This is a genomic window from Andreprevotia sp. IGB-42, from assembly GCF_009848685.1.
In the GTDB taxonomy this organism is placed as follows: domain Bacteria; phylum Pseudomonadota; class Gammaproteobacteria; order Burkholderiales; family Chitinibacteraceae; genus Andreprevotia.
The window spans coordinates 89326-101830 of the sequence record NZ_WXTX01000003.1; the positions used below are offsets into that span (position 1 = coordinate 89326).

At 59.8% G+C, this 12505-nt stretch carries 15 protein-coding genes; 3 read left to right on the plus strand and 12 right to left on the minus strand.

The genetic code is table 11. The features are described 5' to 3' along the window. Positions 1-24: 24 nt before the first annotated feature. The 7 genes from IGB42_RS05320 to IGB42_RS05350 all read right to left on the minus strand — a co-directional run bounded on the left by IGB42_RS05320 (position 25) and on the right by IGB42_RS05350 (position 4296). Positions 25-579 carry a hypoxanthine-guanine phosphoribosyltransferase gene (locus IGB42_RS05320; protein ID WP_159668045.1) on the minus strand — a complete coding sequence of 185 codons (555 nt, stop codon included), beginning with the start codon at positions 577-579 and terminating at the stop codon, positions 25-27. Between the two features lie 62 nt (positions 580-641). Beyond that, positions 642-1202: an adenine phosphoribosyltransferase gene (locus tag IGB42_RS05325; protein ID WP_159668048.1), complete on the minus strand. Its 561-nt coding sequence runs from the start codon at positions 1200-1202 to the stop codon at positions 642-644. Between the two features lie 30 nt (positions 1203-1232). Continuing rightward, positions 1233-2525 carry an NCS2 family permease gene (locus IGB42_RS05330; RefSeq protein WP_159668051.1) on the minus strand — a complete coding sequence of 431 codons (1293 nt, stop codon included), beginning with the start codon at positions 2523-2525 and terminating at the stop codon, positions 1233-1235. Between the two features lie 63 nt (positions 2526-2588). Continuing rightward, complete coding sequence (locus IGB42_RS05335) at positions 2589-3167, minus strand: TMEM165/GDT1 family protein (RefSeq protein ID WP_159668054.1); 579 nt, start codon at positions 3165-3167, stop codon at positions 2589-2591. 141 nt (positions 3168-3308) lie between these two features. Then, the gene (locus IGB42_RS05340; protein WP_159668056.1) at positions 3309-3593 is read right to left on the minus strand and encodes a hypothetical protein; all 285 of its coding nucleotides are present in this window, start codon (positions 3591-3593) and stop codon (positions 3309-3311) included. Between the two features lie 6 nt (positions 3594-3599). Beyond that, a complete protein-coding gene (locus IGB42_RS05345) occupies positions 3600-3800 on the minus strand; it encodes a hypothetical protein (RefSeq protein WP_159668059.1) in 201 nt (66 codons plus the stop codon). Positions 3801-3819: 19 nt separating this feature from the next. Continuing rightward, positions 3820-4296, minus strand: a complete 477-nt coding sequence (locus IGB42_RS05350) for a low molecular weight protein-tyrosine-phosphatase (protein ID WP_236822501.1) — start codon at positions 4294-4296, stop codon at positions 3820-3822. A gap of 285 nt (positions 4297-4581) precedes the next feature. On the opposite strand from IGB42_RS05350, the gene dapC reads away from it, so the two are divergent. The 3 genes from dapC (at position 4582) to IGB42_RS05365 (ending at position 7992) form a co-directional block, all read left to right on the plus strand. Continuing rightward, positions 4582-5781, plus strand: a complete 1200-nt coding sequence (gene dapC / locus IGB42_RS05355) for a succinyldiaminopimelate transaminase (RefSeq protein WP_159668062.1) — start codon at positions 4582-4584, stop codon at positions 5779-5781. Positions 5782-5838: 57 nt separating this feature from the next. Continuing rightward, positions 5839-6660 (plus strand): 2,3,4,5-tetrahydropyridine-2,6-dicarboxylate N-succinyltransferase, encoded by an 822-nt coding sequence (gene dapD / locus IGB42_RS05360; RefSeq protein ID WP_159668065.1) that lies wholly within the window; start codon positions 5839-5841, stop codon positions 6658-6660. 234 nt (positions 6661-6894) lie between these two features. Beyond that, the gene (locus IGB42_RS05365) at positions 6895-7992 is read left to right on the plus strand and encodes a porin (protein WP_159668068.1); all 1098 of its coding nucleotides are present in this window, start codon (positions 6895-6897) and stop codon (positions 7990-7992) included. Between the two features lie 90 nt (positions 7993-8082). Here IGB42_RS05365 and rpoS read toward each other — a convergent pair whose 3' ends face one another. The 5 genes from rpoS to IGB42_RS05390 all read right to left on the minus strand — a co-directional run bounded on the left by rpoS (position 8083) and on the right by IGB42_RS05390 (position 12467). Next, complete coding sequence (gene rpoS, locus IGB42_RS05370) at positions 8083-9054, minus strand: RNA polymerase sigma factor RpoS (RefSeq protein ID WP_159668071.1); 972 nt, start codon at positions 9052-9054, stop codon at positions 8083-8085. Then, complete coding sequence (locus IGB42_RS05375) at positions 9051-10067, minus strand: peptidoglycan DD-metalloendopeptidase family protein (protein WP_159668074.1); 1017 nt, start codon at positions 10065-10067, stop codon at positions 9051-9053. The genes rpoS and IGB42_RS05375 overlap by 4 nt, the downstream gene beginning before the upstream one ends. A 20-nt stretch (positions 10068-10087) precedes the next feature. Then, positions 10088-10717 carry a protein-L-isoaspartate(D-aspartate) O-methyltransferase gene (locus tag IGB42_RS05380; RefSeq protein WP_159669049.1) on the minus strand — a complete coding sequence of 210 codons (630 nt, stop codon included), beginning with the start codon at positions 10715-10717 and terminating at the stop codon, positions 10088-10090. A gap of 26 nt (positions 10718-10743) precedes the next feature. Next, on the minus strand, positions 10744-11487 hold the full coding sequence (gene surE / locus IGB42_RS05385) for a 5'/3'-nucleotidase SurE (RefSeq protein WP_159668077.1): 744 nt from the start codon (positions 11485-11487) through the stop codon (positions 10744-10746). Between the two features lie 92 nt (positions 11488-11579). Next, the gene (locus IGB42_RS05390) at positions 11580-12467 is read right to left on the minus strand and encodes a DMT family transporter (RefSeq protein WP_236822503.1); all 888 of its coding nucleotides are present in this window, start codon (positions 12465-12467) and stop codon (positions 11580-11582) included. Positions 12468-12505: the final 38 nt, after the last annotated feature.

Genomic DNA, 12505 nt, shown 5'->3' on the forward strand with positions numbered 1-12505 from the left:
CCTCCCGTTTTTATAATGCTGGTTTTATAGCCCCTTCACCGCGTAGATCGCCAGTGTATTGCGCCAGTAGCCCTGGTAATCCATGCCGCAGCCAAACAGGAAACGGTCTTCCACGCTCAGGCCGACAAAATCCGCCTTTACACCCGGCGCCTTGCGGTCGTGCTGCTTGTCGACCAGTACGGCCACCAGCACTTCGCGCGCCCCCTGCTTCTTGCAGTAATCGATCACTGCCGCCAGCGTATGGCCTTCATCCAGGATATCGTCCACCACCACCACGGTGCGGCCTTTCAACTCCTCGCTGGGTGCCACTTTCCAGTTGAGCGCGCCGCCACTGGTTTCATGGCGATAGCGCGTGGCGTGCAAATACGAGCATTCCAGCGGAAAGCGCAGCCGTGGCAGCAGGTGTCCGGCCACGATCAGGCCACCATTCATGATCGTGTACACGATGGGGTTGGCATCTGCGAGGCGCGTGGTGATCTGCGCCGCCATCCGGTCCAGCGCGGCAAGCACTTCCGCCTCGCTGTGCAGGCAGTCTGCGTTGTCGATAATGGTGCGGGCTTCAGGCAGTTCTAGTGTCATCGTCGGTGCTCCCCCTTGCAGAGCGGGGTTTCCATCAAGTGGGTAGAAAAAAACAGCGTGGCTCAGTGGCCGTCGAAATTGCATACCGTGTGCAGCGGGATATTCAGCTCGCGGATCAGTTTCGAGCCACCCAGTTCGGGCAAATCGACAATCGCTGCGGCTTCGACCACGGTGGCGCCGATGCGCGTCAGCAACTTGGCCGCGGCGATCATGGTACCGCCGGTGGCCACCAGATCATCGATCAGCAACACGCGATCACCCGGCTTGCACGCATCGGTATGGATTTCCACCGTAGCCGAGCCGTATTCGAGTTCGTATTCCTCCTGCACGGTCAGGAATGGCAGCTTGCCTTTCTTGCGGATGGGTACAAAGCCCAAGTTCAGTTCGTACGCCACCACGGCCCCCAGGATGAAGCCGCGCGCATCCACGCCCGCCACCACGTCCAGCTGCTGGTCCATATAGCGATGGACGAACAGATCGACCAGCACGCGGAACGTTTTCGGGTTCTGCAGCAATGGCGTGATATCGCGGAACTGCACGCCCGGCTCGGGCCAGTCCGGCACGGTGCGGATATGGTTCCGGATATAGGTGCTATCCAAAGCACTATCGAGCAAGCTGCTCATGCGGTTGTGGCCTTTACAGAGGGTATTGCGTTACGGGAACAGCGCAAACTTGACGATCCACAGTACGGCAATCACCAGCACGGCCGGCTTCAGGTCGCGGAAACGCCCGGCCAATAGCTTGATGGCAGCATAGCTGATGAAACCGAAGGCGATGCCGTCCGCAATCGAAAAGGTAAATGGCATCGCCAGCGCCGTCAGCACCGCCGGTGCCGCTTCGGTCAGGTCATCCCATTCGATTTCCGCCAGACCACGTGCCATCAGCACAGCCACATAGCACAGCGCCGGCGCGGTCGCGAAGGCCGGCACCGAGCCTGCCAATGGTGCCAGGAACAGCGCAGCCAGGAACAGCAATGCCACCACCACGGCGGTCAGTCCGGTACGACCGCCCACCGCAGTACCCGCCGCCGATTCGATATAGGCGGTGGTGGATGACGTACCCAGCGCAGCGCCAGCGGAAATCGCCACCGAATCGGCCAGCAACGCTTTTTTCAGCCGCGGCAGCTTGCCGTCCTTGTCCAGCAGGCCGGCGCGGTGAGAAACACCGATCAGCGTACCGGTGGTATCGAAAAGATCAACAAAGAAAAACACGAATACCACGCCCAGCAGGCCGACATTCATCGCCCCGGCCAGATCCATCTGCATGAAAGTGGGGGCCAGCGAAGGCGGAGCGGAGAACACGCCACCAAATTTGCTGTAGCCCAGCAAGATGGAAATCAGCGTCACCGCCAGGATGCTGATGATGATGGAACCATGCACGCGGCGATATTCCAGCGCCACGATCAGGAAGAACCCGAACACTGCCAGCAATGTGGTCGGCTCGTGGATGCTGCCCAACGTCACCAGCGTGGCTTCGGAGCCCTTGATCACGCCGGCGTTCTTGAGCGCGATCAGCGCCAAGAAGAAACCCACGCCGGCCGAGATCGCAAACTTCAGCGACTGCGGAATGGCGTTGACGATGGCTTCGCGCACCTTGAACAGGCTTACCGCCAGGAAAACGATGCCGGAAATGAATACCGCACCCAGCGCGACCTGCCACGGCACGCCCATGCCCTTGACCACGGAGAACGTGAAGTACGCGTTCAGGCCCATGCCGGGCGCCAGTGCGATCGGGTAATTGGCCACCAGGCCCATGATGGCGGTACCCAGTGCCGCGGCCAGACAGGTGGCGACGAACACGGCATTGAAATCCATGCCGGTCAGCGACAGGATGGACGGGTTGACGAACACGATATACGCCATCGTCAAGAACGTGGTGAAGCCCGCGATCACCTCCGTCCTTACATCGGTGCCGTGCTCCTTGAGCTTGAACAGCTTTTCCAACATCACACTCACTCCCTGATTTGATTCTATTTGTCTTAGATCGCGATCAGCCGCAAGGCCAGCGTCTTAGTGGCTGGTACCCACGCCCAGCAAAGCCAGGATGCCCAGCAATGCAAACAGCGCCGCTGCGGCAAAGCGCACGGCGCGCAACCATTGCATGCGCTCGGCCATCCAGTTGCCCAGCAATACCGCTGGCACATTGGCAATCATCATGCCGATGGTGGTTCCCATTACCACCTGCCACAGCGGGTGGTATTTCACCGCCAGCGCCACGGTCGCGATCTGGGTTTTATCGCCCATTTCGGCCAGGAAGAACGCTATCGCCGTTGCAATGAAAGCGCCATAAGGCTTTACCGTAGCATCGCCTTCATCCATCTCGTCCGGGATCAGCGCCCATACGGCAATGGCCAGGAAGCCGATACCCACGATCCAGCGCAGCCACGATGGATCGAAAAACCCGGCCAGCAAACTGCCCAGCCAGCCGGCAGCAAAATGATTCAGCACCGTGGATACGAAAATGCCGGCAATGATGGGCATGCGCTGACGGAAGCGCGTGGCCAGGATCAGCGCCAGCAGTTGGGTCTTGTCGCCCATCTCGGCAATGGCAACCACGCCTGTGGATACCAGGAATGCATCGAAACTCATGGAAATACTCCGGGGATGGGCAACAAACAAGAGGCCGCCTCGCGGCGGCCCATCCAAGGCGCTGCGAAGTGGCCTCAGGTCTTGCCAGACGGGTTCATTGCGAACCGTCAATTGCACCATGAAATCCGGAATACACCGCTTTCAAGCCTGTTGATGCAACTCCCGCTGGAAACCGCGGGCGACTACTCCCCTGAAGACCTGCACATTGTAGAGGCTTTTGCTTACAAGCTCAACCTTACAAGCGCATCTTTCCGATCTCACCACATGCTGCAGATCATCGCGGATCCAGCTCAGCAGCGCTGGCTCGATGTTGAGGCGCACTATGATCGCTCTCAATTGATCAATCATTTCCAGCCTGGATTGTGCTGGGAGACTGTAAGTAAATTCGGCCCACGGCAGCAGCAATTCAGTACCGCCACCCGACATGCCCTCCTACTCGCGCAGGGAGTAAAGCGTGCCGTTCTCCTCCAGCATCACCACCGCGCCAAGAAAATAATCCAGATCATCCAGGTCACACTCGAACACGATGCCGTGAAGTGCTGACAGATCGGCAGCCGGCAACTTGAGTAGCAAAACAGCACCGTAGTTGTGATGCTGCAGCTGCAAGCGTGGCAACTGGATGAATGAAGACATACGTCACTCCCCGGATGATTCAAAGACTGCTGCGGATATGGGCAAGCAAGCCTTCGCAACCATCCTCCACCAGATCGAGCACATGCTCGAAGCCCTCGGCACCGCCGTAATAAGGATCCGGCACCTCGCGCTCGCTGTGATGCGTGGCAAATTCCAGGAACAGCTTGAGCCTGTGGCGTTGCGCGGGCGGGCAGGCGCGCTGCAGCAGCCGCATATGGCCTTCGTCCATGGCCAGGATCAGGTCATAGCGGCTGAAATCGGCGGCGGACACTTCCCGGGCACGCAGCGTGGACAAATCGAAACCGCGCTTGGCGGCATGCGCCACTGCACGCCGGTCAGGCGCTTCACCCACGTGGTAATCGTGCGTGCCGGCAGAATCGACTTCAACCTGATCCGTAAGGCCCGCATCGGCCACCATGCTGCTCAATACGCCATCTGCAGTGGGGCTTCTGCAGATATTGCCGGTACAAACCATCAGTACATTGAATTTTTTCATGCTGGAATCAGAACACTGCGCTATTCGGTAGCGCAATCTTAACCGCAAGCAAAGGCCCCGGCGACCGGCGCGCTGACTGCCCGGCCGATGGCATGTTGCCGGCATGCCAGACAGCTATCCGTTCCCGCGTTCGCCGCATCGCCCAACGGTCTTGCAGTAGCAGCTACACCCACCACCAGCAAAGGCATTGCACCCGATCCACGCCAGCGCATACCGCGCTGGATGGCCGCCCGCGGCGGTGCAGGCTATAATCGCTGTCTTTACCGTCTATCGGCACCGCCTCTTATGTCGCCGCGTCTGCAAGCACTCCAGCCCTATCCGTTCCAGAAACTGCGCGCGCTATTTGCCGGTGTCACGCCCAATACGGCATTGACGCATGTCAACCTGTCGATCGGTGAACCCAAGCACCCTACGCCGCAACTGGTCAAAGACGCGCTGGTCGCCAATTTCGACGGGCTGTCTGCCTATCCAGCCACGCTGGGTTCGGATACGTTGCGCGGCAGCATTGCTGCTTGGGCAGAGCGCCGTTATGGCCTGCAGCTCGATGCTGCAAAAGAAATCATTCCGGTCAATGGCAGCCGCGAAGCGCTGTTTGCGTTTGCACAAACGGTGATCGATCCGTCCGGCACGCAACCGGTGGTGATCTCGCCCAACCCGTTCTACCAGATCTACGAAGGCGCTGCGCTGCTGGCCGGCGCCGAGCCGTATTACGTGAACTGCCTTGCCGCCAACCGCTTCCAGCCTGACTGGGCCAGCGTGCCGGAGGCCATCTGGCAGCGTACGCAACTGGTGTTCGTGTGTTCGCCCGGCAACCCCACCGGCGCAGTCGCTTCGCTGAATGACTGGCAGCAGCTGTTTACACTATCCGACCGTTATGGCTTCGTGATTGCCAGCGATGAATGCTATTCGGAAATCTATTTCAACGATGCCAAGCCGCTGGGCGCGCTGGAAGCGGCGCAAAAATTGGGCCGCGATTTCAGCCGGCTGGTGATTTTCTCGTCACTGTCCAAGCGCTCCAATGTGCCGGGCATGCGTTCTGGCTTCGTGGCGGGCGATTCGGCCCTGCTTGAACAATTTCTGCTCTACCGCACCTACCACGGCTGCGCGATGAGCCCGACCGTGCAGGCCGCCAGCGCAGCCGCCTGGCAGGATGAGGCGCACGTAATCGAAAACCGTGCGCAATATACCGCCAAGTTCGAAGCCGTCACGCCGCTATTGAAAACCGTGCTGGACGTCGATTTTCCCGATGCATCCTTTTACCTGTGGGCCCGGGTGCCGGATCATGTGGCCGGCGGCGACGATGCCGAGTTCGCACGCCGGCTGTATGCGGAACAGCACGTGACCGTGTTGCCGGGCTCCTACCTTGCGCGTGAAGCGCATGGCGTGAACCCGGGTTCCGGCTATTTCCGCATTGCACTCGTTGCACCACTGGCCGACTGCATCGAGGCAGCCGGCCGCATTGCCCGTTTCTGCCAGCGCGCCTGAGCGCGGCACGCCATTTCCATCAATACCGATCAATATCGATCACCAGAAGGAACAACCATGAGCCAGCTGCAAACCGTTATCGAAACCGCTTTCGAAAACCGTGCCGACATCAATCCGGGCAATGTGTCTGCCGAACTGCGTGATGCCATCAACGAAGTCATCAACGGTCTCGACAAGGGCCAGTTGCGCGTGGCGGAGAAAATCGGTGGCGCATGGCAAACCAACCAGTGGCTGAAGAAAGCCGTGCTGCTGTCGTTCCGCATCAACGACAACGCGCCGATGCCTGGTGGCTCCACCCAGTACTTCGACAAGGTGCCGAGCAAGTTCGACAGCTACACCGAAGCCGATTTCCGTGCCGGCGGTTTCCGCGTGGTACCCAACGCCATTGCGCGCAAGGGCGCGCACATCGGCAAGAACGTGGTGCTGATGCCCTCCTACGTGAACATCGGTGCCTACGTGGATGATGGCACCATGGTCGACACCTGGGCCACCGTGGGCTCTTGCGCGCAGATCGGCAAGAACGTGCATTTGTCCGGTGGCGTGGGCATCGGTGGCGTGCTGGAGCCGTTGCAGGCCAACCCGACCATCATCGAAGACAACTGCTTCATCGGCGCACGCTCGGAAGTGGTGGAAGGCGTGATCGTCGAAGAAGGTTCGGTGATCTCGATGGGCGTGTACATCGGCCAGTCGACCAAGATTTTCGACCGTGAAACCGGCGAAGTCACCTACGGCCGCGTACCGGCAGGCTCGGTGGTGGTATCGGGCAACCTGCCATCCGCCGATGGCAGCTACAGCCTGTACTGCGCGGTGATCGTCAAGAAGGTGGACGAAAAGACCCGCGGCAAGGTCGGTATCAACGAGCTGCTGCGCGGCATCTGATCTGCGCACTGCCAGCCGCTCCGAAGAACCCCGCGCAAGCGGGGTTTTTTCATGCTTGCCAGCAGCCACGCAGGCATTGCAGCAGTGAATCAGGGAAAAACCCAGTGTCATGAGGCACGCAGCCACGTCAAACTGCCGGCAAGCTTTCAATCTGCAAACAAAGTCTTGCAGCCGTCATCGAAAGCAACTAATACCAGACTTGCAACCCCTCCCATGCCACGACGAGGTTTTACCATGCAGCAACGCGTTCGACTGGCCGTATTACTCGCGCTGGCAACAGCCCCTGCGTTTGCCGACATCGCCATCAGCGGTAGCGCGGAAATGGACTTCTTTTACCGAACCCACAACGGCAGCAATTTCCAGGACACCAACACGAACGGAAAATGGCTTGAAGAAATCGACATTTTCATCAATCTGGATGGCACCGACAAACTGGATGATGGCGGTACGCTGAGCTGGCGTGTCGGCCAGAAAGTAGCCACCGATTATCGCTATGACAGCTGGGGTGCCAACGAAGCATGGATAGGCTACAGCAGCGCGCTGGGCACGCTGCGCTTCGGCAACCAGTATTCGACGATGTACAACACCATCATCGATGCCTATTACGACTCCAACGGCGTAGGCAACCTGCTGGGCGACTTTGGCGCGCAGGAGCAGCAATACCCGCGTGCGGTCAGCTACTTCTCGCCGACATTTTCTGGCTTCAAGTTCAACGCCCAGTACGACCTGGGTGATTCGGCAGTCAGCGCGCACGCCTACGAGCTATCGGCCACCTACGCCAATGACGACTTCACAATCGACGGCGGCTATGCGGAAACCCGCAACAGCGACAGCACCGATTCCATTTCGCAAACCTACGGCAGTGCCGATTTTGGTCGTGGCGGCGGCTACACCCGCAAGAACAAGGCCAAGGTTGGCTTCGTGGGTGCGCATTACAAGTTCGGCGATTTCGAGCTGGCCGGCATCTTCAAGCGCAATGAATGGCTGGGCGATGTACCGGATGTGCATGCTGCCGGTGCCAACAAGACCCGCGTCGATCACTGGGTGATCAAGGGTGCGTACACCATGGGCAAGCACAACTTCAATCTGGCCTACCAGAATGTGGCTGATAGCGAGACCGATGGCGTTACCCGCAACGATGGTATCCAGGCCATCAACTTCCAGTACAACTACACGCTGTCCAAGGCGACAGTGGGCTTCGTGCAGATCCGCCACCACATGCTCGATACCGCCGGCCAGCCCAGCGTGATGAGCGACAGCTCGCAGCTCGACGGCGCAGGCAAGACGGACAACGCCACGCGCTTCCTGATCGGTACCTGGACCGGTTTCTGATCCATGAACTGCATCCAGCAAAAAGCCCTCGCATGCGAGGGCTTTTTGCTGCCGTGACCGCAAACCAACAGTACTACGGCAACTGTTTCGTTACAGCACCACGTCGCGCGATACACCATAGCGGCGCAGGATACGGCGCAATTGTTCCAGCGCTTCGATCTGGATCTGGCGTACCCGTTCGCGGGTCAGGCTCAGGCTGGCAGCCAGATCTTCCAGCGTACAGACCTCGTAGCCATTCAAGCCGTACCGGCGCTCGATGACCATGCGCTGCTTGTCGTTGAGCTGCTTGAGCCATTCACGCACATAACGCTCGATCTCGGCGTTCTGCAGGATGGTTTCCGGGCCGTCATGCTGATCATCGGGAATCGATTCGCCGATGGTAAGCATGGGGTCGATATCCAGCGGGGCATCCAGCGAAGCCACACGCTCGTTCAAGCCCATGATGCGGCGCACGTCTTCCACATCCTTGCCGACCAGGTGCGCGATATCCTCGAAGGTCGGCTCGTGGCCCAGGTGCGCTTCAAGATGGCGCTGCGCACGCAGGTAGACGTTCAGCTCCTTGATCACATGCACCGGCAGCCGGATGGTACGGCTCTGGTTCATGATCGCCCGCTCGATGCTCTGGCGGATCCACCATGTGGCGTAGGTGGAGAAACGGAAACCACGCTCAGGATCGAATTTCTCCAGCGCATGCATCAAACCGATATTGCCCTCTTCGATCAGATCGAGCAGGGTCATGCCGCGGTTGATGTAGTGCTTGGCGATATTCACAACCAGCCGCAGGTTGTGCTCGATCATTTTCTGCCGGGCCTCGAAATCACCCTGCACCACGCGGCGTGCCAGCGCGCGCTCCTGATCGGGGGTAAGCAGCGGGCTGTGGCCAATCTCGTTCAGGTAGATCTGCGTAACGTCGCCGGTGCTCTCGGTGACGTACTTTTCGGCCTCTTCGCTTTCTGCGGCCTCGGCTTCTACCTCGGCTTCGCTATCTTCGTCCGCGCTCTCGAGTACATCTTCATCTTCGAGGGGAACTTCGTCTTCCAGGATGTCGATTTGATCGTTCATGGTTTTTCTAACTGGATGAATTTGGCTGGATCGACCGGTTTACCAAATCTGCGTATCTCGAAATGCAGTTTGACCTGGTCGGTATCGGTATTGCCCATCTCTGCGATCTTTTCGCCCTTCTTGACGCTATCTCCTTCCTTGACGAGCAATTTGCTGTTGTGTGCGTAAGCAGTCAGGAATTCTTTGTTGTGTTTGATGATGATCATCTTGCCGTAGCCACGCAAACCGGCGCCTGCATAAACGATCTTACCGGACCCTGACGCCAAAATAGGCTGCGCCATTTTGCCGGGAATATCAATGCCGCGGCTTTCCTCACTGAATGCTTTCAGCGGCTTGCCAACGGTCGGTGCCAGCCACTCACCGACATCAGCGTCATCTGATACAGGTACAGAATCCACCTTAGTGCTTGATTTGTCTTGGTTTTTTTCAATTTGAGGCGCAGATGCAACACTGGACGCAACAAGCGGCTTAGGAGTGGGTTTTACCGTATCACTTTGTGGTTTGGCTGCAACGACCGGCCCATCCGCGAGTGCCGCCACGCTGCTGGCAGCTGCTGCGCTATACGGTAATTTGATCGCTTTCGGGTACTGCTGAGCTGTGGCCGGCGCTGGTGTCGCAGCGACTGCCAGGGTGGTCACCACGGCCGGGCTGTCGTCAGTTTTGAGCGGCCGCGTTTCCACGCCGGCGTTGCCGGCGCTATCGGGCGCAGTCAGCCTGAGCACCTGATCGACATTGATGCCGTTGACGTCGTTAAGGTTGTTCCACGCGGCCAGCTCGCGGTAGCTGAGGCCATGGTCCAATGCGATGCGGTAGAGCGTATCGCCCTTCCGGACCGTATAGGTGCCGGGCCGGGCTTCGCTGGCTGCGGCAGGCTGGCTGCCACGGTCCACCACCGGGACGGGGATGTTGCTGGCAGGCTGGCGGTCCACGATGGGTGCGGGCTTGCGTGGCTCGTTGGCGCACGCGGCCAGCATCAATACTAGAGAAACGACCAGACTACGTTGCCAACTCACTCTACTTCTCCTTGTTTGCATCAAGCCAGACCTGGCAAGAGCGGGACAAACTTCACTTTTTCCAGCCGGGTTTCGACAAAACCCGCCTCGGTATGTTCGATCAGGCGCAGCTCCTGCTCGGTGGTGCCCACCGGGAAAATCAGCCGGCCGCCCAGGCCCAGCTGATCCAGCAGGTTTTCCGGCGGAATCGGCGCTGCGGCGGTCATGATGATGACGTCGAACGGCGCGGCGTCCATCATGCCCTTGCTGCCATCGGCATGGCGCAACCTGGCGTTGTACACGCCCAGCCGGGACAAGCGCTCGCGCGCGGCGCGCGATAGCCCGCCGATGCGCTCTATGCTGTGCACGGTCTTGAACAGCTGGGCTAGGATCACCGTCTGGTAGCCACAGCCGGTGCCGATCTCCAGCACCTTTTCATGCCGGGCCGCGCCCAGTGCCAGCTCGGTCATCTGCGCCACGATATAGGGCTGCGAGATGGTCTGCCCGAAGCCGATGGGCAGCGAGGTATCGTCATAGGCCTTGTGCGAAATGGCTTCGTCCACGAACACATGGCGCGGCACCTCGCCCATCACCGACAGCACGCGTGCATCGCGTATGCCCTGCTGCTTGAGCCGGTCTATCATGCGCGTGCGCGTGCGCGCCGACGTCATGCCGGCGCCGCCCATTTCAGCGAAGTTCATCCGTGCAGCCATGATGCGATGTCATCCCGTTGTGCGTACGCAGTCAGATCAATGGACAGCGGCGTGATCGACACCCGCCCCGCATTGATGGCATGGAAATCGGTCCCTTCGCCCGCGTCGGCGGCCAGCCCTACCGGGCCGATCCACCAGATGGTTTCGCCACGCGGATTTTCGTCCCGGATGACCGGCGCCGATTTGTGGCGGCGGCCCAGACGGGTGGTTTCGAAACCGGTGAGGCCATCGTACTCCCGATCCGGCACGTTGACATTGAGCAGCACCGCGCCACGCAGCGGATTGCGTACCGCGCGCTCGACCAGATCATGCGCCACCCGCGCCGCCGTTCCGAAATGCTGCGGGTTGCGCGATGCCAGTGAAATGGCCAGTGAAGGAATGCCCAGCAGATAGCCTTCGGTGGCGGCGGCCACGGTCCCGGAGTAAATGGTGTCGTCGCCCATGTTGGCGCCGTGGTTGATGCCGGAAACCACCATGTCCGGCAGGCCGCCGAGCAGGCCCGTAGCCGCAAGGTGCACGCAATCGGTGGGGGTGCCGTTCACGTAGTGGAAGCCGTTGGGCGCCGTGCGCACGGTGAGCGGACGATCCAGCGTCAGCGAGTTGCTGGAGCCACTGCGGTCACGTTCGGGTGCGCACACGAATACCTCGTGTGTTTGCGACAAGGCCTCCGCCAGCCTAGCAATGCCGGTTGCAAAGTAGCCATCGTCATTGGAAATCAGTATCCGCAATTCACTCTCCGCTGGCCGCAACGCTTTACTCAATCACTGCAGCCTAATATTGCGGGCTATTCTAGCTGTCTGCGGCACTGCCGCAAAATTGCTTAGTTGCGCCGTTGCGCCAGCGTCGTGAGGATGCCGGTGGCAATGATCACCGCAATGCCCAGGTAGCTCATCGCGGGCAGTACATTCCCCCATACCAGCACGCCGAACAGCGTGGAAAACACCACCGTAAGGTAGGCAAAGCTGGCCACCGCCAGCGATCTGCCCTTGCGATACGCACGCGTCATCGCCAGCTGCGCGCAGGTGGCGGAGATACCCATGCCCAGGATGATCCACACATTGCTCCAGCGGATGGCCGCCAGCGGCTCGCTCTGCAGCAGCATCAGCACACCACCGCCCAAGGACGACACCAGCGAGAAATAGAATACCGTCCGCCATTCCGGCTCACCGGCGCGGCCCAGTTCGTGCACGTTCATGTAAGCGATGCTGGCCAGCAGGCCGGACGCCAGGCCGATCAGGCCCGCGCTGGTCTGGTCGGCACTGAATGTGGGATGCAACAGCAGCACCACGCCGGCAAAGCCCAGCAATACCGCCAGCATCTGCGCACGTTGCGGCCACTGGCGTTGCCATAGCAAGGTCAGCAGCATCAGGAAAATTGGCGAGGTATAGTTGAGCGTGACCGCGGTCGGCAGCGGCAGGTGCGCGATCGCATTGAAGTACAGCATCAGCGACACGAAGCCGGAAATGCTGCGGGTGAGGTGCAGCTTGAGCACGGCAGGCGCCACCAGCAAGGAGCGGCCTTGCGGCAACACGATCAGCAGGATGCCCACCAGGCCCGCCAGGCAGCGATAGAACACCAGCTCCGCAGTGGAAAACATGCTGCTGCCCAGCTTGACGAACACGCCCATCACGCCGAAACACAAGCCGGCCATGGCCATCCAGAACAGGCCGGATTCCCGCAGCCGGTGCCAGGAATTTTCTTGAGTCATAAAAGGCCTGAAAATGAAGAGGGCAGCACCCGGCTGCC